Here is a 25381-nt window from a genome sequence, read left to right on the forward strand (position 1 = left end):
TTAAGACGCCCGTACATTCCTTGGCATGACGAACCCGACGAGCACGACCACCACCCCATGTGGGACCAACTCCCTTGCGGGGCGCCGCGAATGGACCGCGCTCGGCGTGCTGATGCTGCCGCTGCTGCTGGTCTCGATGGATGTCTCGGTCCTCTACTTCGCCCTCCCGGCGATCGGCGCGGACCTCCGTCCGAGCGGCACCCAGCAGCTGTGGATCCTGGACATCTACGGCTTCGTCCTGGCCGGTCTGCTGATGACCATGGGCGCGCTGGGCGACCGCATCGGCCGCCGTCGCCTGCTGCTGTTCGGCGCCGCCGCCTTCGGCGGCGCCTCGCTGCTCGCCGCGTACGCGGACAGCGCCGGGACCCTGATCGCCGCCCGCGCGGTGCTCGGCCTCGGCGGCGCGACCCTGATGCCGTCGACGATGGCCCTGCTGCGCACGATGTTCACCGACCCCGGCCAGCGCGCGAAGGCGATCGGCCTGTGGTCCGGGGTGATGACGGGCGGGATCGCGCTCGGCTCGGTGATGAGCGGGATCCTCGTCGAGCACTTCTGGTGGGGCTCGGTCTTCCTGGTCAACCTCCCGGCGATGGCGCTGCTCCTGCTCCTCGGCCCGTTCCTGCTCCCGGAGTCCCGCGACCCCTCCCCCGGCCGCTTCGACTGGCTGAGCGTCCCGCTCTCGCTGGCCGCCGTGCTCCCGGTGATCTACGGCCTGAAGGAGATCCCCTCCGAGGGCTGGCACCCGCTGTACGTCGTCTCGGTCACCGTCGGCCTGCTCTTCGCCGCCCTCTTCGTCCACCGCCAGCGCACCACCGGCTCCCCGCTGATCCCGCCGGCCCTGCTGAAGGGCCGCGGCTTCACCCCGGCGCTGGTCCTCACCCTCGTCGCCTCGCTCGCCATGATGGGCTCGGCCATCTTCACCACGCAGTACCTGCAGTCGGTCCTCGGGATGAGCCCGCTCGCGGCGGCGCTGTGGAGCCTGCTGCCCTCGGTGTTCATCGGGGTCGCCGGACCGGTCACGGCCCAGCTGGTCCAGCGGGGCGCCGACCGGGGTTACGTGGTGGCGGGCGGCTTCGCGGCCATGGCGGCCGGGTTCGTGCTGCTCGCCCTCGTCGGCACCGACTCGCTGTGGCTGGTGCTGACCGGGGCCGGCGTCCTCGCCTGCGGAATGGTCGCGATCATGTCCCAGCTGACCGACCTCGCGATGGGCGGAGCGCCGGTGGAACGGGCGGGCACGGCCTCCTCGCTGCTGGAGACCGGCGCGGAGTTCGGCGGCGCGCTGGGGATGGCGGTGCTGGGGTCGATCGGTACGGCGGTCTACCGCCACGAGATGCCGGCCACGGCTCCGGCACCGGCCCGGGAGACGCTGGGCGGCGCGCTGGCCACGGCGGGCCGGCTGCCGGGGCACACGGGAGAAGCCCTGGTCCGGACCGCGCGGGAGGCGTTCACCAGCGGGATGCAGGGGGCGGCGATCGCGGGGGCGGTGCTGCTGGTGCTGGCGGCGGTGGGGGCGGGGGTGACGCTGCGGAAGAGCGCATAGACAGCAGAACGCCGGCCGGGCTGAGGACTCTCAGCCCGGCCGGCGTCTGTGGATCTCGGGGTCAGACGAGGTTGACCGCACGGGCCGAGGTGGCCCCGATCTCCTCGGCGACCTCGGCCAGCACACCGGCGGGGACCGAGTCGTCGACGGTCAGCACGGCCAGCGCCTCGCCGCCGGCGACCGCACGGGCCACCTGCATACCGGCGATGTTGATGCCCGCCTCGCCGAGGATGCGGCCGACGGTGCCGACGACGCCCGGACGGTCCTCGTAGCGCAGCACCAGCAGGTGGTCGGCGATGGCGAGGTCGACGTCGTAGTCGCCGACCGCGACGATCTTCTGGAGGTGCTTCGGGCCGGCCAGCGTGCCGGAGACCGACACCTCCTCGCCGTCCGCGAGCGTGCCGCGCACGGTCACCACGTTGCGGTGCTCGCTCGCCTCGGAGCTGGTGGTGAGGCGGACCTCGACACCCCGCTCCTGCGCGAACAGCGGCGCGTTGACGTACGACACCGTCTCGTCGACGACGTCCTCGAAGACGCCCTTGAGCGCGGAGAGCTCCAGCACCTTCACGTCGTGCTGGGTGATCTCGCCGTAGACCTCGACGTCGAGACGGACCGCGACCTCGCCCGCGAGCGCGGTGAAGATGCGGCCGAGGCGCTCGGCGAGCGGCAGGCCCGGCTTGACGTCCTCGGCGATGACACCGCCCTGGACGTTGACCGCGTCCGGGACCAGCTCGCCGGCGAGGGCGAGGCGGACGGACCTGGCGACCGCGATACCGGCCTTCTCCTGGGCCTCGTCGGTGGAGGCGCCGAGGTGCGGGGTGCAGACGACCTGGTCCAGCTCGAAGAGCGGGGAGTCGGTGCAGGGCTCCTTCGCGTACACGTCGAGGCCGGCGCCGGCGACCCGGCCCTCCTTCAGCGCCGCGTACAGCGCCTCCTCGTCGACGATGCCGCCGCGCGCGGCGTTGACGATGCGCACGGACGGCTTGACCTTGCGCAGCGCCTCCTCGCCGATCAGGCCGACCGTCTCGGGGGTCTTCGGGAGGTGCACGGTGATGAAGTCGGCGACCTCGAGCAGCTCGTCCAGCGACAGCACCTTCACGCCCATCTGGGCGGCGCGGGCGGGCTGGATGTAGGGGTCGTAGGCGACGATCTTCATGCCGAAGGCGGACATGCGCTGCGCGACCAGGGCGCCGATGCGGCCGAGGCCGACGACACCGAGGGTCTTCTCGGCGAGCTCGACGCCGGTGTACTTGCTGCGCTTCCACTCGCCGTTCTTCAGCGCGGCGTTGGCCTGCGGGATGTGGCGGGCGCTGGAGACGAGGAGACCGCAGGCCAGTTCGGCGGCGGTCACGATGTTGGAGGTCGGGGCGTTGACGACCATCACGCCGGCCTTGGTGGCGGAGGAGACGTCGACGTTGTCCAGGCCGACGCCGGCTCGTGCGACGACCTTCAGCTTCTTGGCCGCGGCGATGGCCTCGGTGTCGACCTTGGTGGCGGAGCGGATCAGGATCGCGTCCACGTCGGCGATGGCGGGGAGCAGCTCGGCCCGGTCTGCTCCGTTGGTGTGCCGGATCTCGAAGTCCGGGCCCAGCGCGTCGACGGTGGCGGGCGACAGCTCTTCAGCGATGAGTACGACAGGTTTCGAGCTCACGTGAGTCCTCACAGGTCCAATGCGGACGGCCGTCCCGACGGCCGCAGGCGGTGGAGGTTGGCTAGCCGCGTGGAGACGCACGACGCTGTGGGCCTGACGCGTATGTAGTACGGCAGTGTAGTGGCGCGGCAGGAGTCGTCCTGCGCCTCTGCGGAAGGATCACCCGTCCGAGATTCGACAGGGTGGACAACGGGGCCGGAGCAGTGCGCTCCGGCCCCGTCGGCTGAGGCTTACGCCTCCTCGTTCACCCAGCTCATCAGCTTGCGGAGCTGCTTGCCGGTGGTCTCCAGGAGGTGCTCGGAGTCCGCGGTCTTGTACTCGTTGTACTTCTTCAGACCGCCGTGGTACTCGGCCATCCAGTTGTTGGCGAAGGTGCCGTCCTGGATCTCGGCGAGGACCTTCTTCATCTCGGCCTTGGTGGCGTCGGTGATGATCCGCGGGCCGGTGACGTAGTCGCCCCACTCGGCGGTCTCGGAGACCGACCAGCGCATCTTCTCCAGGCCGCCCTCGTACATGAGGTCGACGATCAGCTTCAGCTCGTGCAGGCACTCGAAGTAGGCGATCTCCGGCTGGTATCCGGCCTCGACCAGAGTCTCGAAACCGGCCTTGACCAGGGCGGAGGTACCACCGCAGAGGACGGCCTGCTCGCCGAACAGGTCGGTCTCGGTCTCCTCGGTGAAGGTCGTCTTGATGACGCCGGCGCGGGTGCCGCCGATGCCCTTCGCGTACGACAGGGCGAGCGCGAAGCCGTTGCCCGTGGCGTCCTGCTCGACGGCCACGATGCAGGGAACGCCGCGGCCCTCCTCGTACTGACGGCGCACCAGGTGGCCCGGGCCCTTGGGGGCGACCATGCAGACGTCGACGCCGGCCGGGGGCTTGATGAAGCCGAAGCGGATGTTCAGGCCGTGGCCGAAGAACAGCGCGTCGCCGTCGTTCAGGTTGGGGGCGATGTGCTCCTCGTAGACCTGGGCCTGGATCGGGTCCGGGACGAGGATCATGATGACGTCGGCCTCGGCGGCGGCCTCCGCCGGGGTGACCACGCGCAGGCCCTGCTCCTCGGCCTTCGCCTTGGACTTGGAGCCCTCGTGCAGACCGACACGGACGTCGACACCGGAGTCGCGCAGCGACAGGGCGTGCGCGTGGCCCTGGCTGCCGTAGCCGATGACCGCGACCTTGCGGCCCTGGATGATGGACAGGTCGGCGTCGGCGTCGTAGAACAGCTCGGCCACTTTGGGTTCTCTCCTTGGTGTGCAGATGGTGCGTCCCACCGTATGACGGCGGGCGGAAGGGAAGTCTCGGGGTCTCGGTATACGGGCGGCCGGTGAGCCGGACCGGATCCTCGGCCGCCCGTGTCAAGCCTTACGCAGAACGGTCGAGCGCGCGCAGCGACCGGTCGGTGATCGAGCGGGCGCCGCGGCCGATCGCGATGGTGCCGGACTGCACCAGCTCCTTGATGCCGAAGGGCTCCAGCATCTTGAGCATGGCGGTCAGCTTGTCGCTGCTGCCGGTGGCCTCGATGGTGACGGCCTCCGGGGAGACGTCGACGGTCTTGGCGCGGAACAGCTGGACGATCTCGACGATCTGGGAGCGCGTCTCGTTGTCGGCGCGCACCTTCACCAGAACGAGTTCCCGCTGAACGGCCGAACCCGGCTCCAGCTCGACGATCTTCAGCACCTCGACGAGCTTGTTGAGCTGCTTGGTGACCTGCTCCAGCGGCAGCGCCTCGACGCTCACCACGATCGTGATGCGGGAGATGTCGGCGTGCTCGGTGACCCCGACGGCGAGCGAGTCGATGTTGAAGCCGCGGCGGGAGAACAGCGCGGCGATCCGGGCGAGGATGCCCGGCTTGTTCTCCACCAGGACGGAGAGCGTGTGCTTGGACATTTTCTTCTGCGTCTCTCTCGCTCAGTCGTCTTCGTTGTCGCCGAAGTCGGGGCGGACGTCCCGGGCGGCCAGGATCTCGTCGTTGGAGGTGCCGGCGGCGACCATCGGCCACACCATGGCGTCCTCGTGGACGATGAAGTCGATGACGACCGGGCGGTCGTTGATGGAGTTCGCCTCTTCGATGACCTTGTCGAGGTCGTCCGGGGACTCGCAGCGGATCGCGTGGCAGCCCATGGCCTCCGACAGCTTGACGAAGTCGGGGACCCGGGTGCCGCGGGCGTCCGGGTTGACGTCGTCGGGGCCGGAGTGCAGGACGGTGTTGGAGTACCGCTGGTTGTAGAACAGGGTCTGCCACTGGCGGACCATCCCGAGGGCGCCGTTGTTGATGATGGCGACCTTGATCGGGATGTTGTTCAGGGCGCAGGTGGTGAGCTCCTGGTTGGTCATCTGGAAGCAGCCGTCGCCGTCGATCGCCCAGACGGTCCGCCCGGGCCGGCCGGCCTTGGCGCCCATGGCGGCCGGGACCGCGTAGCCCATGGTTCCGGCGCCGCCGGAGTTCAGCCAGGTGGCGGGCTTCTCGTACTGGACGTAGTGCGCGGCCCACATCTGGTGCTGGCCGACGCCCGCCGCGAAGATCGTGTCCTCCGGGGCGAGCTGCCCGATGCGCTCGATGACCTGCTGCGGGGAGAGCGAGCCGTTGTCGGGCAGGTCGTAGCCCAGCGGGTAGGTCTCGCGCCAGCGGCTCAGGTCCTTCCACCAGGCGGTGTAGTCGCCCTGGTTTCCCTCGCTGTGCTCCTTCTGGACCGCCTGGATCAGGTCGGCGATGACCTCGCGGGCGTCACCGACGATCGGCACGTCGGCGGCGCGGTTCTTGCCGATCTCCGCGGGGTCGATATCGGCGTGGACGATCTTGGCGTACGGCGCGAAGCTGTCCAGCTTGCCGGTGACGCGGTCGTCGAAGCGGGCTCCGAGGGCGACGATCAGGTCGGCCTTCTGCAGCGCGGTGACGGCGGTGACCGCACCGTGCATGCCCGGCATTCCCACGTGCAGCGGGTGGCTGTCGGGGAACGCGCCGAGCGCCATCAGGGTGGTGGTGACGGGCGCTCCGGTGAGCTCGGCGAGGACCTTGAGCTCGGCGGTGGCGTGCGACTTGATGACACCGCCGCCGACGTACAGGACGGGCCGCTTCGCGGAGGTGATCAGCTTGGCGGCCTCGCGGATCTGCTTGGCGTGCGGCTTGGTCACCGGGCGGTAGCCGGGCAGGTCCATGACCGGCGGCCAGGAGAAGGTGGTCTTCGCCTGGAGGGCGTCCTTGGCGATGTCGACGAGGACCGGGCCGGGGCGGCCGGTGGAGGCGATGTGGAACGCCTGGGCGATCACCCGGGGGATGTCCTCGGCCTTGGTGACCAGGAAGTTGTGCTTGGTGATCGGCATGGTGATGCCGACGATGTCCGCCTCCTGGAAGGCGTCCGTGCCGATCGAGGAGGACGCGACCTGCCCGGTGATCGCCACGAGCGGCACCGAGTCCATGTGCGCGTCCGCGATCGGCGTCACCAGGTTGGTGGCACCGGGGCCCGAGGTCGCCATGCAGACGCCGACCTTGCCGGTGGCCTGCGCGTAGCCGGTGGCCGCGTGGCCGGCGCCCTGCTCGTGCCGGCACAGGACGTGGCGCACCCGGGTGGAGTCCATCAGCGGGTCGTAGGCGGGCAGGATCGCGCCGCCGGGGATGCCGAATACCGTGTCAGCGCCGACCTCCTCAAGGGAGCGGATGAGGGACTTCGCACCCGTGACGTGCTCGACGGGGGCGGGCTGCTGTCCTCCGGAACGGGGCCGCGGCTGCGGATGGTGGGCCGCGGCGCTCTGCTCGGTCATCGGCATTCTCTTCTCGATGCTGAGGGTTTTTGCGAGGTTCGTACGGATTTCTGCTGCCGTACGCATGCTGTACGAGTGGTGCTGGTGCAACAAAAAACCCCTCGTGCCAAAAGGCAAGCGAGGGGAGCGCGCCGGTGTGGTCGCTGGGGTTTCCGGAGCCATCTCCGGTGGGTCCCAGCTCAGCCGACGCGCTGTCCAAGTACGAGAATTCGGGTGCGCATGGGACTGACCCTCCCTCCGACGCGCACCACGTGTCAAGTGGGTGGGACGGGAGTCTCATTATGTGAGCGAAGGGCACTACCGCCTCCGAGCACCGCGGGCACACCACTGGTGTACACCCCCGCGCCGCCGCCCGCACCACTGCCCGCGAACGCCGGCTCGGCCGATGCGTGCGGAACCGGGTAGTGGCCGGATCCGAGCGCCCGGCGCAGCCGGTACTCGTCCACCGGGCCGGAGAAGGCCATGCCCATCCCGTGGGTGCAGCCCATCGTGCGCAGCGCCGTGACCTGCTCGGGCAGGTCGACACCCTCGGCCACCGACTGGAGGCCCAGGTCGCCGGCGATCCGCAGCAGCCCGCTGGTGATCTTGTGCAGCCGGGGCGACTCGACGACGCCCTCGACCAGGCTGCGGTCGAGCTTGAGCACGTCGACGGGGAGCTTCCTGAGGGCCGTGATCGCCGCGAAGCCGCTGCCGAAGCCGTCCAGCGCGATCCGGACACCGTGCCGGTTGAGCGCGGTCAGGCGCCGCTCCAGCTCGTCCAGCGGGATTCTGGGGTCGGTGTCGGACAGTTCCAGGACCAGCGCCCCGGAGGGCAGTCCGTGCCGGGCGAGCAGGGACTCCACGGAGCCCAGCGGCGAGGACCGGTCGAGCAGCCGCCGGGCACTGGTGCGGACGGCGATCGGCACCACCAGCCCGTTGGCGGCCCGCTCGGCGGCCTGTTCGACCGCCTCCTGGAAGATCCACCGGTCCAGTTCGGCGGTCTTGTCACTGTCCTCGGCCACCCGCAGGAACTCGGCCGGGGTGAACAGCACCCCCTGGGACGAGCGCCAGCGCGCCTGTGCGGAGACCAATTCGATCCGGCCGCTCTCCAGGCACACCGCGGGCTGGTGCAGCAGCGCGAACTCGCCGTCGTGCAGAGCGGCCCGCAGCCGGGTGGCCAGTTCCGCCTTGCGTACGACGTCCTGCTGCATCTGTGGCTTGTACAGCTCGACGCGGCCCTTTCCGGCCGACTTGGCGCGGTACATCGCCAGGTCGGCGTTGCGCAGCAACTCGCCCGCGCCGAGACCCGGTTCGGCGAAGGCGACACCGATGGACGCGTTGACACGGACATCGTTGCCGTCAATGAGATACGGCTGGGAGAGGGTCACCCTGAGGCGGTCGGCGAGCTCCAGGATGTGCCGCTCCCGGGCACTGCGGTCACGGGTGCCGTCTCCGACGATCAGCGCCGCGAACTCGTCGCCGCCCAGCCGGGAGGCGGTGTCGCCCTGGCGGACCGCGTCCTGGAGTCTGCGCGCGGCCTGGACGAGCAGTTCGTCCCCGGCCTGGTGCCCGATCGTGTCGTTGACGGCCTTGAACCCGTCCAGGTCGATGAAGAGCACCGCCGTGTTCCTGAGGGCGGGACCCCGGTCGGAGGAGCGGCGGCCGGACAGGGCCTGCTGGACGCGCCGGGTGAACAGGGCGCGGTTGGGCAGGTCGGTGAGCGGGTCGTGCTCGGCGTTGTGCTGGAGCTGCGCCTGCAGCCGCACCCTTTCGGTCACGTCCCGGCTGTTGAAGATGAGGCCGCCGTGGTGCCGGTTGACGGTGGACTCGACATTGAGCCAGCCGCCCTCGCCGGACCGGAATCGGCACTCGATACGGGTGGTGGGTTCCTCCTGGGGGCGGGCGGCGAGGAAGCGGCGCACCTCGTGCACCACGCAGCCCAGGTCCTCCGGGTGGATGAGGCTGGCCAGTTCCGAGCCCACCAGGTCGTCGGCGGGCCGTCCGTAGACCCCGGCGGCGGCCGGGGAGACGTACCGCAGGACGCCGCTGGGCGCGGCGATCATGATGACGTCGCTGGAGCCCTGCACCAGGGAACGGAAGTGGTTCTCCTGGTGCGCCAGTTCCTGGGTGAGGGTGATGTTGTCGAGCAGCATGATGCCCTGGCGCACGACCAGCGCGAGCACGACGCAGCCGGCGGTGATCAGGACGACGTGGTCGGGGCTGCGGCCGTTGAGGACGTTGTAGAGGATGCCCAGGGTGCACACGGCGGCGGCCAGGTACGGGGTGAGCGCGGCCAGGGAGCCGGTCAGCGGGCGGCCCGAGGGGTACCGGCTGTGATCACCTCCCGGGGTGGGCGCGGGCGCCTGCCTGGGCGCCGTGGCCCGGGCGCCGGGCACGTGCTCGTGGACCACGCGGGTGTGCCCGTCGGACTCCAGGGCGCCCTGCGACCGGGGCGCGGCCCATGGGGCGTACGCCAGCAGCAGCGAACCGGCGAACCAGCCCGCGTCGAGCAGTTGCCCGGAGCGGTAGCTGCTGTGCAGCAGCGGCGAGGTGAACAGGGCGTCGCACATCACGGTCAGGGCGAGCGCGCCGATCGCGGTGTTCACCGCGGTGCGGTTGCCCGGCGAGCGCCGGAAGTGCAGCGCGAGCACCATGCTGACCAGGGCGATGTCCAGCAGCGGGTACGCCAGCGAGAGCGCGGTGTGCGCGACGCTGGGCCCGTCGAACCGGGCGGCCTGGGCGAGCGCGAGGCTCCACGACAGGGTGAGCAGCGAGCCGCCGATCAGCCAGGCGTCCAGGCCCAGGCAGATCCAGCCGGCCTTGCTCACCGGCCGCTTGGCCAGCACCAGCAGGCCGACGATGGCGGGCGGCGCGAAGCACAGGAAGAACAGGTCGGCGTAGCTGGGGCTGGGCACCGGCCGCTGGAGCACGACCTCGTACCACCCCCAGACCGCGTTGCCGAGGGCCGCCATCGCCGAGGAGAGGGCGAACAGCAGCCAGGCAGGTCGAAAGCGGACCCGCGGGGAGCGGGCGTAGAAGAGGCACGACACGGCGGCGGTGCCGGCGGCCGCGGTCAGACCGAAGTCACCCATGAACAGGGCCACTTGGTTCGAGCCCCAGTCGAACGCGGAACCGACGGCGTATCCCGCGCAGACCAGGGCCAGGACGAGTTGGCGGACCACGCCGGTCCCGCCGCCCGTGACCGGCGGCCGGGGGTGCGGCATCCCCGCCGGAGGCTGTGCCCGCAGCGCTCCGGGGAGTGTGGTCGTCACAGAGGTCGGCGCTGTCACCGGATGCTCCCGGCCCGCGCCGTTCCCGGGTCCCTCGGATCCCGGTGCGCCGGGTGAGGGTGCCGCCCGCGCCCGCTGTGCCTGCGGTGGTGGTGATGGCTGGTGTGGTGGCCGCGTCTGCGCGCAGCTGTGCGCCAGGGTCGCCGCCGGCGGCTCCGCCGCGTCGGATCGTTCGTCCATAGGCCGTGCATCGCCCGTCGCCCCCCTCACAAATCTGAAATGTCCATCCCCGGCGCCGAACGGTGCGCGGCGCAGCCCCTGTCGGGACGATACACCAGTCTCGTCACTCAGGGACATAGCTTCTCTACGCTCCGTGACGACCAGCGGCAATACGCGCACGCACCGCACCCGGAAGGTCGCGGACCGTACCGGAAGCGGATTACACGCGTGTTGCGGGGATTGTCAGTTGTCGGTGGATCCCGTCGTAAGGATCACGTTTCGCAACGGCTCCCGGTTCACGAAGCGGTTCAACTGCTCGACGACGACGCGCTTGGCGCGCGGCAGGAAGGCCGAGGTGGGGCCGCCGACATGAGGGCTGATCAGCACGCCGGGCGCCTGCCACAAGGGGTGTCCGGCCGGCAGCGGCTCGGGGTCGGTGACGTCCAGGGCGGCGGTGAGGCGGCCGCTCTCCAGTTCGGCGAGGAGCGCCTTGGTGTCCACGACGGGCCCGCGCGCGATGTTCACGAGCAGTGCGCCGTCCTTCATCCGTGCGAGGAACTCGGCGTTGACCAGGCCACGCGTGGTGTCCGTGAGGGGCGTGGAGAGGATGACGACATCGGCTTCCGGAAGCAGATTCGGCAGTTCGGTGAGCGGATGCACGGGACCGCGCGCCGAGGCGCGCCTGGAGCGCGCGACGCGCGCCACCCGCGCAACCTCGAAGGGCACGAGCCGGTCCTCGATGGCGGAACCGATCGCTCCGTAGCCGACGATGAGGACGGACTTGTCGGCGAGGGCGGGGTGGAAGCCGCTCTCCCAGTGCTCCTGCCGCTGGGCCCGCACGAACCCCGGGATGCCGCGCAGGGACGCCAGCGTCAGGGTGAGCGCGAGTTCGGCGGTGCTCGCGTCGTGCACGCCGCGCGCGTTGCAGAGGGGCACCCCGGGGACGATGAGGTCACGGGCCGCGATCATGTCGTCGACACCGGCGGTGAGGGTCTGGATGAGCCGGACGTTCCGCATCTCCGGCAGCGGCCGCGCCTTCACGTTCTGCCGCTTCATGTAGGGGACGACGTAGACGGCACAGTCGGCGGGGTCGCCGGGGAAGTCCTGGTCACCGTCCCAGAAGAGGTAATTGAGCCCTTCGGGCAGGTCCGTGAACTCGTCGAGCGGGATGGGGAGCCATGCGTCGTGGGTCATGGTCAGGAGGCTATGTCAGGGGTATGGCGGCGAGCGGGTTAGGTTGGGGTCCGGAGAAGGAGGTTCACGGGCTGGTGGAGCGCAGGACGATCGGCGCGGGGGCGCTCGCGATGGGGGCCGTCGGACTCGGGTGCATGCCGATGAGCTGGGCGTACAGCGGGTCGCGGCAACGGGGTGACGAGTCGGTGAGGGCGGTGCACCGGGCGCTGGACCTGGGCGTGACGCTGCTTGACACGGCGGACATGTACGGGCCGTTCACGAACGAGCTGCTGCTGGGGCGGGTGCTCAAGGAGCGGCGTGCCGAGGCGTTCGTGTCGACGAAGGTGGGGCTGCTCGTCGGCGACCAGCACATCGTGGCGAACGGCCGGCCCGGCTATGTGAAGCGGGCGTGCGACGCGTCGCTGCGCCGGCTGCAGACCGATGTGATCGACCTCTACCAGTTGCACCGCGCCGACCCCGAGGTACCGGTCGAGGAGACCTGGGGCGCGATGGCGGAACTGGTGCAGGCGGGGAAGGTGCGGGCGCTGGGGTTGTGCGCCGTGGGGGCGCGCGGGGGGCGCAGGTCCGGCGCGCGGTTGCACGACGCGACCCTTCGGCAGTTGCAGCGGGTGCAGCAGGTGTTTCCGGTCAGTGCGGTGGAGGCCGAGCTGTCGGTGTGGTCGCCGGAGGCGCTGGAGGCGCTGCTGCCGTGGTGCGAGGCGCGGGGCGTGGGGTTCCTGGCGGCGATGCCGCTGGGCAACGGGTTCCTGACGGGCACGCTCACGCCGGGTGAGGGGTTCGAGCCGGACGATCTGCGGGCGCGGCATCCGCGGTTCACGGCGGAGATGATGGCGGCGAACCAGCCGATCGTGGCGGGGCTGCGGAGGGTTGCCCGCCGACAGGGGGACGAGGTCACCGCGGCTCAGGTGGCGCTGGCGTGGGTGCTGGCGCAGGGGCGGCACGTGGTGCCGGTGCCGGGGGCGAAGCAGTGCCGGTGGGTGGCGGAGAACGCCGGCTCGGTGGATGTGGGGCTGAGCGCGGAGGATCTGGCGGAGCTGGGGCAGCTGCCTGCCGCGCTCGGGTCGTGGGACTGAGTGGGTGGGGAGGTGGCGCGGCCTGTCGTCGGATGGGTACGGCGCCGTCGTGGCTGGTCGCGCCCACGCGGCGGAGCCGCACATCGATACAGCCCCGTGCCCCTGGCGGGGCGCTGTACTAACGTCGGCAAGGAGGGGCCGTCGAAGGGGTCATGATCGTGCAACGTCGAGTTGTTCCCGCTGTGTTGGTCGCGGTCGGGATCCTGGTGGTGGTGGGGTGTTCGTCCGGGGGTGGTGGGGAGGGGCTGCCCACGCCGTCGTGGGCCGGGAGTGCCTCCGGCGGTTCCTCTGCCTCGGTCGGTGAGTCCGCTGCTCCCGCCAAGGGGTCGGTCAAGGTGGTGCGGACGGTCGCCACGGGGCTGAAGTCGCCGTGGGGGCTGGCGCCGTTGCCGGGTGGGGCCGGGCTGCTGGTGTCGGACCGGGACGACGGGACGATCGTGAAGGTGGACGAGAAGACGGGGAAGATCACCGAGCTGGGGGTTGTGTCCGGGGTGTCCGCGGCCGGTGAGGGGGGTCTGCTGGGGATCGCGCTCTCCCCCGACTTCGCCTCGGACCACATGATCTACGCGTACTTCACCTCGGCCTCCGACAACCGGATCGTGCGCCTGCTCTGGGACGAGAGCAAGCCGGCCGGGGAGCAGCTGGGCGCTCCCGACACGATCTTCAAGGGGATTCCCAAGGGGTTCATCCACAACGGCGGCCGGATCGCCTTCGGCCCGGACGGCATGCTCTACGCCGGCACCGGCGAGAGCGGACAGCGCGGTCTGGCCCAGGACAAGAAGTCGCTCGGCGGGAAGGTCCTGCGGCTGACCCCGGAGGGCGAGCCGGCCCCCGGGAACCCCTTCCCCGACTCCCCGGTCTACTCGTACGGCCACCGCAATGTGCAGGGCCTGGCCTGGGACGACAAGCAGCGGCTGTTCGCCTCGGAGTTCGGCCAGGACACCTGGGACGAGCTGAACGCCATCAAGCCCGGCGCCGACTACGGCTGGCCGGAGGCGGAGGGGAAGTCGGCCGACGCCAAGTACGTGAACCCGATCGCCCAGTGGCACACCGACGACGCGTCCCCCAGCGGCATCGCGTATGTCGACGGCGTGATCTGGATGGCGGGTCTGAAGGGCCGGCGGCTGTGGCGCATCCCGCTGGACGGCACGACCGCCGCGGCCGCGCCCCAGGCCTTCCTCACGGGTGAGTACGGCCGGCTGCGCACGGTCGTGGCGGCGGGCGGCGACAAGGTGTGGCTGGTGACCAGCAACACGGACGGGCGGGGCAGGCCGAAGTCGGGGGACGACAGGATCCTGGAGCTTCAGGTCCGGTAGCGGCGCCTCACCGCCCGGCGGCGGCGCCGCGGCCGGGCGGGAACAGCTCCAGACGGTGCGCCACCGCCGCCGCCTCGCCGCGGCCCGAGACGCCGAGCTTGCCGAGGATGTTGGAGACGTGCACGCTCGCGGTCTTCGGGGAGATGAACAGCTCCTCGGCTATCTGACGGTTGGTGCGGCCGGCCGAGACCAGGCGCAGAACGTCCCGCTCGCGGCTGGTCAGGCCGAGGTTCTCGGCCGGGTCGAGGGCCTGGCGCGGGGCGGTGGCGGTGAGGGTGAGGCGGGCGCGCTGGGCGAGCAGGGCGACGGCGTCCGCGAGCGGACGGGCGCCCAGGTGCTCGGCGACCGCCCCGGACAGCCGCAGGAGTTCGGTGGCGCGGTCGCGGTCGTCGTCGCCCGACGCCTCTTCGAGCAGGACCTGGGCCAGGCGGCGCCGGACCCGGGCGAGGTCGTAGGGGCGGTCCAGGCGCTCGAAGTCGGTGACCACGTCCGACCAGAGCTCGGCCGTGTCGGTGCCCCGGGCGCGGTGCAGTTCGGCGCGGGTCCAGCGCTCGTACGCCTGCCAGACGGGGGCGCCGGTGGTGAGCCTGCGGACCGCTTCGGCGAGCCGGTCGAGGACGTCGGCGCGGCCGTCGGCCGCCACGGGCAGGGCGCGGGCGTCGGCCTCGGCGGTGGCGGCGGCCAGCAGCAGGGGCCAGCCGTAGCGCTGGGTGCCGGGCGGGAACCCGGCCGCCAGGGCGCGGTCCAGCTCGGCGCGGGCGTCGAGGAGCCGGCCCTCCTCGGCCGCGACACCGATGGCGATCCGGGCCACGGGCAGCTGGGCCTGGGGCATCGGGTCGTGGGTGCCGTAGTGGGCCGCGGAGATGGCCAGTTGGCGGGCGGCCTCGGCGGCGTCGCCCCGGGCCAGGGCGATATGGGCGAGGCGCAGGGCGCCGGCGCCCCGGGGCTTGGCGCTGGCCGCGGAGCCGAGGGCACCCGCCGCGGCTTCGGCGGCCTCGTCCCACTGGCCGAGCGCGTAGAGCGACTCGGAGAGGTTGCCCCAGATCCACACCTCGGAGTCCAGCAGGCCGTACCGGCGGGCGAAGACGAGGCCCTCCCGCAGGATCGGCACGGACTCCCGGGAGCGGCCGACCGAGTCCAGCTCGGAGGGGAGGTTCACATAGGCACGGCCCGCGACATGGGTCACGCCCTCCTGGAGGGCGGTGTCCTTGACCCGGTGCAGCTCCGCCAGGCCCTTCTCGACGTCACCGGCGTTGACCATGAGGCTGCCGAGGGTGATGCGCGCGTTGAGCTCGATCTCGCGGGCGCCCACCATCCGTGCGTACTCCACGGCCCGCTCGGCGGCGGCGAAGGCACCGGGACCGGGTTCGTGGAGCATGGACCAGGCGGCCGCGTTGGCCAGCACGTCGGCGTGCACCTCCGAGGGCGGCAGGCCGCGCACCAGGTCCTGGGCGGTGCCGAGTTCCTGCCAGCCGTCCCCCCGGGCCAGGGCCTGGACCAGTCGGGAGCGCTGCACCCAGAACCAGGCGGCGCGCTGGGGGTCCCCCCGGCTCGAACGCAGTTGAGAGCCAGGGGGAGGGTCGCCCTCCTCCTCGATGAGCCGCAGCGCCTTCTTGGTGATCTTCAGGGCGCGTTCGCGCTCTCCGCAGAAGCGGCCCGCGACCGCCGCCTCCGCCATCAGGTCGAGGTAGCGCAGCGGAGTGGTGGCGGGATCACAGCCGCAGGGCGGGTAGACGTCGGTGTAGTCGACGGGCCGCAGGGCCGCGCGGATCTCCTCGGGGGTGGTGTCCCACAGCTCCATCGCCCGCTCCAGGAGCCGCAGTTGCTCGCTGTAGGCGTGCCGGCCGCGGGCCACCACGGAGGCGTCGAGGACGGCGGGCAGGGCCTTGGCGGGGTCGTGGGCCTGGTACCAGTAGCTGGCCAGTCGGGTGACGCGGGCGTCGGCCGGCACCAGCGTCGGGTCGCTCTCCAGGGCTTCGGCGTAGCGCCGGTTGAGCCGGGAGCGTTCGCCGGGGAGCAGGTCGTCGGCGACGGCCTCGCGGACCAGGGAGTGCCGGAAGCGGTAGCCGTCGCCGGCCGGGGTGGGGTTGAGGATGTTGGCGCCGACGGCGGACCGCAGCGCCTCGATGAGGTCGTCCTCGGCGAGCTGGGCGACGGCCTCCAGCAGCCGGTACTCGACGGTGGAGCCGCCCTCGGCGACGATCCGGGCGACCCGCTGGGCGCTCTCGGGCAGCGCCTCCACCCGGACCAGGAGGAGGTCGCGCAGGGAGTCGGTGAGTCCGGCGCAGCAGCCCTCGGTGGCGGCGACGGCGAGTTCCTCGACGAAGAAGGCGTTGCCGTCGGAGCGTTCGAAGATGTCGTCGACCTGGGCGGGGTCGGGTTCGGCGGCCAGGATGCCGGCGATCTGGCGGCCGACCTCCTCGCGGTTGAACCGGGCGAGTTCCAGCCGGCGGACGGTGCGCAGCCGGTCGAGTTCGGCGAGCAGGGGGCGCAGCGGATGGCGCCGGTGGATGTCGTCGGCGCGGTAGGTGCCGAGGACCACGAGGCGGCCGGTGCGCAGGGTGCGCAGCAGGTAGGCGAGGAGGTGGCGGGTGGAGGCGTCGGCCCAGTGCAGGTCCTCCAGGGCGACGACCACCGTGCGCTCGGCGGCGACCCGTTCCAGCAGCCGTGCGGTGAGTTCGAAGAGGCGGGCCATGCCCTGTTCGTCGTGGCGGCCGGCGGTGGCCTCGCCGAGTTCGGGCAGCAGCCGGGCCAGCTCGTCCTCCTGACCGGCGGCGGCCGTGGCCAGCTCCTCCGGCAGGGCGGCCCGCAGCGCGCGCAGCGCGGTGGAGAACGGGGCGAACGGCAGCCCGTCGGCGCCGATCTCCACACAGCCGCCCAGGGCGACGACCGCGCCCCGGCGGCAGGCGGCCGTGGCGAACTCCTCGACCAGCCGGGTCTTGCCGACCCCGGCCTCCCCGCCGACCACCAGTGCCTGCGGCTCCCCCGCCTCGGCGCGGTCGAGCGCCCTGTTCAGTGTGTCCAACTCGTCGCTGCGGCCTACGAACACGGGACTCACGGACCTGGTTTCCACAGGCCAGAGCATCGCACGCGGCCCGTCGCACAGGGCAGCGGTTTTCCACAGTGCCGGTGCGCTTGTCATACGCACCGATGTCGTACCTTCCGACTGTCGTGGCGCAAGCCGGTGACCGACCCCCGTACGGCCACCGGCTTGCGCGTCTTCGGTCTCCGGGCGGCCGGCGCCGCCCGGCCGCCCTGTCACGCGGCGCGCGGGAGCCGGCGCCGGCCGCGACGGCCGGTATGCGGCTCCGCCGGTACGGCGGCCTGCCGGGCCGCCTCCTCGCGGCGGGCGGCGCGGCGGGAGCGGACGGCCTCGCGGACGAGCCGGTCCTGCTCGGCCTGCCGGCGCAGCTCGGCGGAACGGATCTGGTGGAGTTCGAACTCGAACATGGTGTTTCCCTTGTGAGAGAGGGTGGTTGGGCTTCGCTTTCTGCGATGTCTCCACTCTCGTCTCCCAGGGGGGTGCGCCACATCGGGAGAGTTCCGCATCTTCGGGCGGCCGCCGGACCCCGGACACGCGTAAGGGGCCTTAGGTCGTCCGTAAGGTGCTTACGGACGCCCTAAGGCCCCTTCTGACCTGCGCTGTCTCAGCTGGTCGAGGGCAGCCCGAGGAGTGCGTCGGAGTACTTGAGGACCGCCAGCAGCAGTCCGATGACGCCGAGCGCGACACCGGCCCAGGCGACCGACTTGATCCACGGCGCCTGCGCCTTGCCGGGCGCGCCGAAGGCGGGCCGGGCGAGCACCGCGACCCCGGTGATCAACGCGACCAGCGCGAACAGGCCGGCCCACAGCGCGGTGGTCTGCCACGCGTCGCCGTACACCTCCTTGACCTGCTTGGCGACGCTCGCGGTCGACGAGGTCTGGAGCTGGCCGATGAGGGTCTCGCGGGCCGCGGCCACCGTGCCGATCCAGCCACCCGTGAGGGAGACCAGGCCGAGCACGACGGAGACGACGGCAGCGGCGCCCTGGCCGACACCGGAGGGACCCTCCGGCTCCTCGTCCAGCAGCAGCGCTTCCTCGCCGTCGGCCGGTTCGTCGTCGGCGAGCTCGTCGCTCGCCTCGGCGGACGCCGCCGCCTCGGACGCCTCGGCCGTCTCCGGCTCACCGGCCTCGTCGGAGGCCTTGGTGACATTCACCGCCGTCTCCTCGGTAGCCGTCTCGTCGTTCTTCGCCTCGGCGCCGGTCCCGGCTCCGTCCACAGTCTTCGTTCCCATACCTCGCACCGTACGGACGCTGTCTGAGAGGTCTCTTAATGATCGTGCTCGGCGGTACGGGCGCGTACCGCGTGCCACTCGGGGGCGAGCACCGACCAGACCTCGGTGTCCGTGCGCACACCCCGGTGGGGGTAGTTCTCCCGCATCACGCCCTCGCGGGTCATGCCCAGCCGCCGGGCCACGTTGACACTGGCCTCGTTGGCCGACGACGCATGCCACTCCACACGGTGCATGCCACGCTCGTCAAACGCCCAGTCCAGAAGCACACGCATCCCACGCGTCACAAGTCCCCGCCCGGCGGCCGCGGGCTCCAGCCAGCAGCCGGCCTCGCAGACCCCGGTGGGCGTGTCCCAGACCCGGAACAGCAGGCCGCCGGCCAGCTTCCCGTCCAGCCACACCCCGTGCAGGCTGCCGCCGTCGACGGCACGCTTCTCGGCGTAGGACCGCAGATAGGCGCGGGCCTGCTCCAGGTCCCCGATCACGTCCGGCAGCCCGATGTGCCGGCCGATGAACTCGCGCCCCCGGTCGATGTTGGCCAGCAGCTCCCCGGCGTGCCAGACCTCCAGGGGCCGCAGCTCGGCACCGTCACCCAGGGATGTCACATACATCGTCCCGCCCTCCTTCTCCCGTTCCCGCACCGGCCCGGCACCTCGGCCGCATCAGTCGAACTGGTCCCCGAGCGCCATCACCATGGTGCCCAGGATCATCAGCCAGAGGGCCCAGCGGGTACGGCCCCGGGCCCCCAGCGCCGACGCGGCCACGCAGACGGCGGCTCCGGAGCCATAGGCGGCCGGTACCAGCGCGGGCACCCCGCTCAGTCTCATCAGCGCGGCGGTGACCCCCATCAGGGCCAGCAGCGCCCCGGTCACGGTGGCGGTCCAGCGGGCCCGACGGGCGTCCTCGTAGAGGTCCTCGTCGTCCGCGGCCTCCACCTCGGTTATCTCCGGTTCGGTGTCGGATTCGGCGTGCGCGGTCATGGCGGGCGAGCGTAGTACCCGCACCTGAGAAAACCGGCTGCGAGCCAGGTGGACAACTGCTAGCTTCCGCTGGTCAGCCCTGACCGGCCCCTCGCCGACGACCGAAGCGGGTGCATTGTTTGACGGTTCGACCGAGCTCCTACGCATCGCCTTCCACTACGAAGATCACAAGGAGCCCGTTCAGTCATGTCCGACGCCGTCTCTCCCGCACCGTCGAATGACTCCTCTCTCACCGACCGTCTGAACCTTCCCCGCTACCCGCTCAGCAGCACCTACGACGCCCGCTGGGCCGTCGAGAACCAGATGGGCCCGCACGCCCTGTGGCTGCTGGAATGGCTGGCCCCCGCCCTCGGCCTGGGCGCGCTGCGCCCCTGCGCGCGCGTGCTCGACCTGGGCTGCGGCCGGGCGATGACCTCGATCTTCCTGGCCAGGGAGTTCCACGCCCAGGTCACCGCGGCCGACCTGTGGGTCAAGCCCGACGACAACGCCGGGCGCATCGCCGAGGCGGGGTTCGCCGACCGCGTGCAGCCGGTGCACGTGGAAGCGCACGACCTGCCCTTCGCCGAGGGCAGCTTCGACGCGATCGTCTCGGTCGACGCGTACCAGTACTTCGGCACCGCCGACCTCTATCTGCCCACGCTCACCCGGCTGCTGAAGCCCGGCGGGCGGATCGGGATCGTCGTGCCCGCAGTAAGCGAGGAACTGGACGGCGCCGAGCCGCCCGAGCACCTGAGGGCGCACTGGGACCCCGGCTTCTGGGCGTTCCACTCCGCCGGCTGGTGGCACCGCCACTGGACGCGCAGCGGGGCCGTACAGGTCGAGGCCGCCGACTGGCTGGAGGACGGCTGGCGCGACTGGCTGCTGTGGAGCGAGGTGTGCGCCGCGGAGAGCCCGGACCCGGAGATGGCCCGGATGGCCCGGGAGTCGGTGGAGCTGGTGAAGGCGGACCGGGGGCAGCTGCTCGGCTTCGCCCGGATCGTGGGCCGCCGCCTGTGACGCGGTACGGCCCCGGAGGCAGCGCCTCCGGGGCCGTACCAGGTGCATGCTGCCGCTCAGCCCTCGCTGACGCCCAGCCTCTCCAGGATCAGCTCCTTGACGCGGGCCGCGTCGGCCTGGCCGCGGGTCGCCTTCATGACCGCGCCGACCAGGGCGCCGGCCGCGGCCACCTTGCCGCCGCGGATCTTGTCCGCGACGCCCGGGTTGCCGGCGATGGCCTCCTCGACGGCCGTGGTCAGCGCGCCCTCGTCCGAGACGACCTTCAGACCGCGCTTCTCGACGACCTCGTCCGGGGTGCCCTCGCCCGCGAGGACGCCCTCGATGACCTGACGGGCCAGCTTGTCGTTGAGGTCACCCTTCGAGACCAGCTCGGTGACCCGGGCGACCTGCGCCGGGGTGATCGCCAGCTCGTCGAGCGAGGTGCCCGACTCGTTGGCGCTGCGGGCCAGTTCGCCCATCCACCACTTGCGGGCGGAGGCCGCGTCGGCCCCGGCGTCGAGGGTGGCGACGATCAGGTCCAGCGCACCGGCGTTCTGGATCGCCTGCATCTCGACCGCCGAGATGCCCCACTCGGCGAGCAGCCGGGTACGGCGGGCCAGCGGCATCTCCGGAAGCGCCGTGCGGATCTCCTCGACCCACGCGCGCGAGGGCGCCACGGGGACCAGGTCGGGCTCCGGGAAGTACCGGTAGTCCTCGGCCTCCTCCTTCACGCGGCCCGAGGTCGTCGACCCGGTGTCCTCGTGGAAGTGCCGGGTCTCCTGGATGATCGTCCCGCCGCCGTTCAGCACGGCCGCGTGCCGCATGATCTCGAAACGGGCCGCACGCTCCACGGACCGCAGCGAGTTCACGTTCTTGGTCTCGGAGCGGGTGCCGAACTTCTCGGTGCCGTTCGGGCGCAGCGACAGGTTCACGTCGCAGCGCATCTGGCCCATCTCCATGCGGGCCTCGGACACGCCGAGCGCCCGGATGACCTCGCGCAGCTCACGGACGTACGCCCGCGCGACCTCGGGAGCGCGCTCGCCCGCACCCTCGATCGGCTTGGTGACGATCTCGATGAGCGGGATGCCCGCGCGGTTGTAGTCGAGCAGCGAGTGCGAGGCGCCGTGGATACGGCCCGTCGCGCCGCCCACATGGGTGGACTTGCCGGTGTCCTCCTCCATGTGGGCGCGCTCGATCTGAACGCGGAAGGACTCGCCGTCCTCCAGCTGCACGTCGAGGTAGCCGTTGAAGGCGATCGGCTCGTCGTACTGGGAGGTCTGGAAGTTCTTCGGCATGTCCGGATAGAAGTAGTTCTTCCGGGCGAAGCGGCACCACTCGGCGATCTCGCAGTTCAGCGCGAGACCGATCTTGATCGCGGACTCGACGCCGGTCGCGTTGACGACCGGGAGCGCGCCCGGCAGGCCGAGGCAGGTCGGGCAGGTCTGCGAGTTGGGCTCGGCGCCCAGCTCGGTCGAACACCCGCAGAACATCTTGGTCTTGGTGCCGAGTTCGACATGGACCTCGAGGCCCATGACGGGGTCGTACGACGCCAGCGCGTCCTCGTACGACACCAGGTCGGTCGTGGTGGTCACGGTGAAACTTCCCTCTCAGCCCAGCAGGACGTCGTCGTCGCCCAGCCGCTTCAGCTCGCGGTAGAGGATGGCGAGGCCGGTGACGATGGCGACGGCGGACACGGTGGCGTCGATCAGGCGGAGCGTGTCGTGCTCGGACCGGGCCTTCTTGATCTGCTTGGCGACACCGACCGCACCGAAGGCGGTGGTGGCCATGGACAGGTACGTGCCGGACTTCGACTTCTTGAAGCCCTTGGCCTTCGACAGTGCGTTGCTCACAGCGACGGAGCCTCCTCCAGGAGCGGGTGGCCCCACCTTTCCACGAAGGCGGCCTCGACGGCGGCGCCGACCTTGTAAAGCCGGTCGTCCTTCAGCGCCGGGGCGATGATCTGCAGGCCCACCGGGAGGTTGTCCTCCGGGGCGAGACCGCAGGGCAGCGACATGGCCGCGTTGCCCGCGAGGTTCGTCGGGATGGTGCACAGGTCGGCCAGGTACATCGCCATCGGGTCGTCGGCGCGCTCGCCGATCGGGAAGGCCGTGGTCGGCGTCGTGGGCGACACGATGACGTCCACCTGCTCGAAGGCCTTCTCGAAGTCCCGCGTGATGAGCGTGCGGACCTTCTGGGCGGAGCCGTAGTACGCGTCGTAGTACCCGCTGGACAGCGCGTAGGTGCCGAGCATGATGCGGCGCTTCACCTCGGGGCCGAAGCCCGCCTCACGGGTGAGGGAGGTGACCTCCTCGGCCGAGTGCGAGCCGTCGTCGCCGGTCCGCAGGCCGTAGCGCAGGCCGTCGAAGCGGGCGAGGTTGCTGGAACACTCGCTGGGCGCGATGAGGTAGTACGCCGACAGCGCGAGGTCGAAGGACGGGCAGTCCAGCTCGACGATCTCGGCGCCCAGGTCCTTGAGGAGGGCGACGGACTCGTCGAAGCGCTGGAGGACGCCGGCCTGGTAGCCCTCGCCGCGGAACTGCTTGACGACACCGACGCGCATGCCCTCGACGCTGCCGTTGCGGGCGGCCTCGACGACCGGCGGCACCGGCGTGTCGATGGAGGTGGAGTCCAGCGGGTCGTGCCCGGCGATGACCTCGTGGAGGAGGGCCGCGTCCAGGACCGTACGGGCGCACGGGCCGCCCTGGTCCAGGGAGCTGGAGAAGGCGACCATGCCGTACCGGGACACGGCCCCGTACGTCGGCTTGACGCCCACCGTGCCGGTGACGGCGGCCGGCTGGCGGATGGAGCCGCCGGTGTCGGTGCCGATGGCGAGCGGCGCCTGGAAGGAGGCGAGGGCGGCGGAGGAGCCACCACCGGAGCCACCGGGGATCTTGGTCAGGTCCCAGGGGTTGCCGGTCGGCCCGTAGGCGCTGTTCTCGGTGCTGGACCCCATGGCGAACTCGTCCATGTTGGTCTTGCCGAGGATGACCACGTCGGCGGCCTTCAGCCGCTTGGTGAGCGTGGCGTCGTACGGCGGGATCCAGCCTTCGAGGATCTTCGAGCCGACCGTGGTCGGGATGCCCTCGGTGGTGAAGATGTCCTTGAGCGCGAGCGGGACGCCGGCCAGCGGACCGAGCTTCTCGCCCTTGGCCCGCTTCTCGTCGACGGCGCGCGCCTGCGCCAGGGCACCCTCGCGGTCGACGTGCAGGAAGGCGTGCACCTTCTCGTCGACGGCCTCGATCCGGGCGAGGTGGGCCTCGGCGACCTGCACCGCGGTGAGCTCACCGGAGGCGATCTTCGCGGCGGTCTCGGCGGCCGTGAGCTTGATGATGTCCGTCATGGCTGTCTAGTCCTCCCCCAGGATCTGCGGCACCTTGAAACGCTGCTGCTCCTGGGCCGGGGCGCCGGAGAGCGCCTGCGCGGGGGTGAGCGAGGGACGGACCTCGTCCGCGCGCATGACGTTCGTCAGCGGCAGCGGGTGCGAGGTCGGCGGTACGTCTTGGTCGGCGACCTCGCTGACGCGGGCGACCGCGCCGATGATGTCGTCGAGCTGGCCGGCGAAGTGTTCGAGTTCTTCGGGCTTCAGCTCCAGACGCGCCAGCCGGGCGAGGTGGGCGACCTCCTCGCGCGTGATGCCAGGCATGCAGCGTTCCTCTGGGGTGAGTGTGTGTGGTTTGGAGCCAATCCTATGGGGCGGGGGCGGGTAGCCGTTAAACGGTTTCAGTGACGGGTGTCCCAGGCCTCGCTCCGCAGGTAGTGGTTGTCGTACAGCTCCTGCACCTCCAGGAGGCTCTCCAGGGTGGCCTCGCCGAGGCGCAGGCGCTGGAGGTGGCGGAAGTACTCGAAGCGTTCCACGCCCGGTGTGATGACGATCAGGATGTCCGCGGTGCTGCCGGGAACGGCGGCGAAGGCGTGCGGCTTCCCGGGCGGGACGATGACCAGGTCGCCGCGCTCGGCGGTGACGACGTCGTCGCCGGAGAGCAGTTCGGCGGCGCCGTCGAGCAGGTAGAACAGCTCGGCGGAGTTGCGGTGCAGATGCGGTACGGCACCGTCGGCGCCCTTCCCGAGGGTGACGCGCACGGTGGAGAGCGCGCCACCGCTGGCCCTGCTGTCGGCGAGCAGCCGGACGCGGGTCGGGTCACCGCCGACGACCTCGGCGTCGGCCTCCCGCACGATCACGGAATCGTCGAACTTCGGCACGAACAACGACATTTCACTGCCCCCTGTTGATGGATGCGCGGTTCAGACGAGGAAGAGCAACGCGGCACTGATCAGCACGGTGACCGCGGTGGCGAAGTGGATCCCGAACGCGACGGCGCGCGCCCCGCCGTTGCGCAGCACTATCAGCGTGTCCCCGAGCGGCACGAGTGCCACGCTGAGCATGAACCAGGCCTCGGCCTGCGCGCCGGCGAAGGCCAGCAGCGCGAGCCCCACGAGGCCGAACGTACCGTCCCTGACCCCCTTGATGGAGAGATAGGCACCCGCGTCGCCCTCGGGGTCGGCGGGAACGCCGTAACCGGCGGCGGCCGGGCCCGGCTGGAACAGGAACCGGTAGCCGAGGAACAGGCAGAACAGGTTGAGCAGGACGGCCAGGGTGTAGGCGGTGACGGTCATGGGATGCCTCCTCTTTCTAGCAACGCTAGGACTTACAGCGAAGCTAGCAGAGCATCGACAGATTGGCTAGCGTCGCTAGGCCGAAGAGCGTGTCGATCCAGAAGCGCCGGGAGCGCGAGCGGGCAGAGCGGGAGCGACTGATCGTCACGGCCGCGCGGGAACTGGCAGAGTCGGAGGGCTGGGACGCGGTGACGACCCGGCGCCTGGCCGCCGAGACCGAGTACAGCCAGCCCGTCCTCTACAGCCACTTCAAGGGCAAGGACGCCCTCATGGCGGCGGTGGCGGTCCAGGGCTTCGCGGACCGGGCGGTGGAGCTGCGCGCGGCGCGCGAGGCGGCGAAGGGCACCAAGGAGTCACTCGCGGCGGTCGCGGAGACCTGCACGTCCTTCGCCCACCGGCGCCCCGGGTTCTACGACGCGATGTTCACCCACCACGTGAACCTGCCGTTCGCCACACCATCCTCACGGAGACCTTCTGGGCAGGCCTCCACGGCCTGGCAGCCCTGACCCGCAGCGGCCGCCTGCCGGAGAACGCCCACGAGGAACGCCTGAGGCTACTGATCGGCCACTTTGTAACTCCATAG

The 25381-nt window shown here is 71.2% G+C and carries 21 protein-coding genes and 1 pseudogene; 5 read left to right on the plus strand and 17 right to left on the minus strand.

What is annotated here, in order from left to right:
- Positions 1–25 precede the first annotated feature (25 nt).
- Positions 26–1540, plus strand: coding sequence for an MFS transporter (locus tag ACFZDK_RS32710; RefSeq protein ID WP_390977511.1), 1515 nt, complete (start codon positions 26–28; stop codon positions 1538–1540).
- Positions 1541–1601: 61 nt separating this feature from the next.
- On the opposite strand, the gene serA is transcribed toward ACFZDK_RS32710, so the two are convergent.
- The 6 genes from serA to ACFZDK_RS32740 all read right to left on the minus strand — a co-directional run bounded on the left by serA (position 1602) and on the right by ACFZDK_RS32740 (position 11569).
- Positions 1602–3191: a phosphoglycerate dehydrogenase gene (gene serA, locus ACFZDK_RS32715; RefSeq protein ID WP_390977512.1), complete on the minus strand. Its 1590-nt coding sequence runs from the start codon at positions 3189–3191 to the stop codon at positions 1602–1604.
- Between the two features lie 230 nt (positions 3192–3421).
- A complete protein-coding gene (gene ilvC, locus ACFZDK_RS32720) occupies positions 3422–4420 on the minus strand; it encodes a ketol-acid reductoisomerase (RefSeq protein ID WP_390977513.1) in 999 nt (332 codons plus the stop codon).
- A gap of 130 nt (positions 4421–4550) precedes the next feature.
- Complete coding sequence (gene ilvN, locus ACFZDK_RS32725) at positions 4551–5075, minus strand: acetolactate synthase small subunit (protein WP_355717132.1); 525 nt, start codon at positions 5073–5075, stop codon at positions 4551–4553.
- 21 nt (positions 5076–5096) lie between these two features.
- Positions 5097–6947 (minus strand): acetolactate synthase large subunit, encoded by a 1851-nt coding sequence (locus ACFZDK_RS32730; RefSeq protein WP_390977514.1) that lies wholly within the window; start codon positions 6945–6947, stop codon positions 5097–5099.
- Positions 6948–7201: 254 nt separating this feature from the next.
- The gene (locus tag ACFZDK_RS32735) at positions 7202–10216 is read right to left on the minus strand and encodes an EAL domain-containing protein (protein ID WP_390977515.1); all 3015 of its coding nucleotides are present in this window, start codon (positions 10214–10216) and stop codon (positions 7202–7204) included.
- Positions 10217–10618: 402 nt separating this feature from the next.
- Positions 10619–11569, minus strand: a complete 951-nt coding sequence (locus tag ACFZDK_RS32740; RefSeq protein WP_390977516.1) for an NAD(P)-dependent oxidoreductase — start codon at positions 11567–11569, stop codon at positions 10619–10621.
- A 74-nt stretch (positions 11570–11643) separates the two neighbouring features.
- On the opposite strand from ACFZDK_RS32740, the gene ACFZDK_RS32745 reads away from it, so the two are divergent.
- Both ACFZDK_RS32745 and ACFZDK_RS32750 read left to right on the plus strand, forming a co-directional pair.
- The gene (locus ACFZDK_RS32745; RefSeq protein WP_390977517.1) at positions 11644–12642 is read left to right on the plus strand and encodes an aldo/keto reductase; all 999 of its coding nucleotides are present in this window, start codon (positions 11644–11646) and stop codon (positions 12640–12642) included.
- A 152-nt stretch (positions 12643–12794) separates the two neighbouring features.
- Positions 12795–13958, plus strand: a complete 1164-nt coding sequence (locus tag ACFZDK_RS32750; RefSeq protein ID WP_390977518.1) for a PQQ-dependent sugar dehydrogenase — start codon at positions 12795–12797, stop codon at positions 13956–13958.
- A gap of 7 nt (positions 13959–13965) precedes the next feature.
- On the opposite strand, the gene ACFZDK_RS32755 is transcribed toward ACFZDK_RS32750, so the two are convergent.
- The 5 genes from ACFZDK_RS32755 to ACFZDK_RS32775 all read right to left on the minus strand — a co-directional run bounded on the left by ACFZDK_RS32755 (position 13966) and on the right by ACFZDK_RS32775 (position 19209).
- On the minus strand, positions 13966–17043 hold the full coding sequence (locus tag ACFZDK_RS32755; protein WP_390977519.1) for an AAA family ATPase: 3078 nt from the start codon (positions 17041–17043) through the stop codon (positions 13966–13968).
- 173 nt (positions 17044–17216) lie between these two features.
- Positions 17217–17408: a hypothetical protein gene (locus ACFZDK_RS32760; RefSeq protein ID WP_355717119.1), complete on the minus strand. Its 192-nt coding sequence runs from the start codon at positions 17406–17408 to the stop codon at positions 17217–17219.
- Between the two features lie 197 nt (positions 17409–17605).
- Entirely contained in the window at positions 17606–18232 is a 627-nt protein-coding gene (locus tag ACFZDK_RS32765; protein WP_390977520.1) for a hypothetical protein, read from the minus strand.
- A gap of 35 nt (positions 18233–18267) precedes the next feature.
- Complete coding sequence (locus ACFZDK_RS32770) at positions 18268–18840, minus strand: GNAT family N-acetyltransferase (protein ID WP_390977521.1); 573 nt, start codon at positions 18838–18840, stop codon at positions 18268–18270.
- Between the two features lie 51 nt (positions 18841–18891).
- Positions 18892–19209 carry a hypothetical protein gene (locus tag ACFZDK_RS32775; protein ID WP_390977522.1) on the minus strand — a complete coding sequence of 106 codons (318 nt, stop codon included), beginning with the start codon at positions 19207–19209 and terminating at the stop codon, positions 18892–18894.
- 186 nt (positions 19210–19395) lie between these two features.
- Here ACFZDK_RS32775 and ACFZDK_RS32780 point away from each other — a divergent pair, with 186 nt between their 5' ends.
- Positions 19396–20205, plus strand: coding sequence for a methyltransferase domain-containing protein (locus ACFZDK_RS32780; RefSeq protein ID WP_390977523.1), 810 nt, complete (start codon positions 19396–19398; stop codon positions 20203–20205).
- A gap of 56 nt (positions 20206–20261) precedes the next feature.
- Here ACFZDK_RS32780 and gatB read toward each other — a convergent pair whose 3' ends face one another.
- The 6 genes from gatB to ACFZDK_RS32810 all read right to left on the minus strand — a co-directional run bounded on the left by gatB (position 20262) and on the right by ACFZDK_RS32810 (position 24798).
- Entirely contained in the window at positions 20262–21776 is a 1515-nt protein-coding gene (gene gatB / locus ACFZDK_RS32785; RefSeq protein ID WP_390977524.1) for an Asp-tRNA(Asn)/Glu-tRNA(Gln) amidotransferase subunit GatB, read from the minus strand.
- 15 nt (positions 21777–21791) lie between these two features.
- Positions 21792–22034, minus strand: a complete 243-nt coding sequence (locus ACFZDK_RS32790; protein WP_365342860.1) for a hypothetical protein — start codon at positions 22032–22034, stop codon at positions 21792–21794.
- Positions 22031–23524, minus strand: coding sequence for an Asp-tRNA(Asn)/Glu-tRNA(Gln) amidotransferase subunit GatA (gatA, locus tag ACFZDK_RS32795; RefSeq protein WP_390977525.1), 1494 nt, complete (start codon positions 23522–23524; stop codon positions 22031–22033). Before gatA ends, ACFZDK_RS32790 begins: the two co-directional genes overlap by 4 nt.
- Before the next feature lie 6 nt (positions 23525–23530).
- Complete coding sequence (gene gatC, locus ACFZDK_RS32800) at positions 23531–23827, minus strand: Asp-tRNA(Asn)/Glu-tRNA(Gln) amidotransferase subunit GatC (RefSeq protein ID WP_067164579.1); 297 nt, start codon at positions 23825–23827, stop codon at positions 23531–23533.
- A 77-nt stretch (positions 23828–23904) separates the two neighbouring features.
- Positions 23905–24396, minus strand: a complete 492-nt coding sequence (locus ACFZDK_RS32805) for a cupin domain-containing protein (protein ID WP_390977526.1) — start codon at positions 24394–24396, stop codon at positions 23905–23907.
- 30 nt (positions 24397–24426) lie between these two features.
- Positions 24427–24798 (minus strand): DUF4267 domain-containing protein, encoded by a 372-nt coding sequence (locus tag ACFZDK_RS32810; RefSeq protein WP_390977527.1) that lies wholly within the window; start codon positions 24796–24798, stop codon positions 24427–24429.
- Positions 24799–24887: 89 nt separating this feature from the next.
- On the opposite strand from ACFZDK_RS32810, the pseudogene ACFZDK_RS32815 reads away from it, so the two are divergent.
- Positions 24888–25381, plus strand: a pseudogene (locus ACFZDK_RS32815) (TetR/AcrR family transcriptional regulator).

It is taken from the genome of Streptomyces sp. NPDC007901 (assembly GCF_042959465.1).
Lineage (GTDB): Bacteria > Actinomycetota > Actinomycetes > Streptomycetales > Streptomycetaceae > Streptomyces.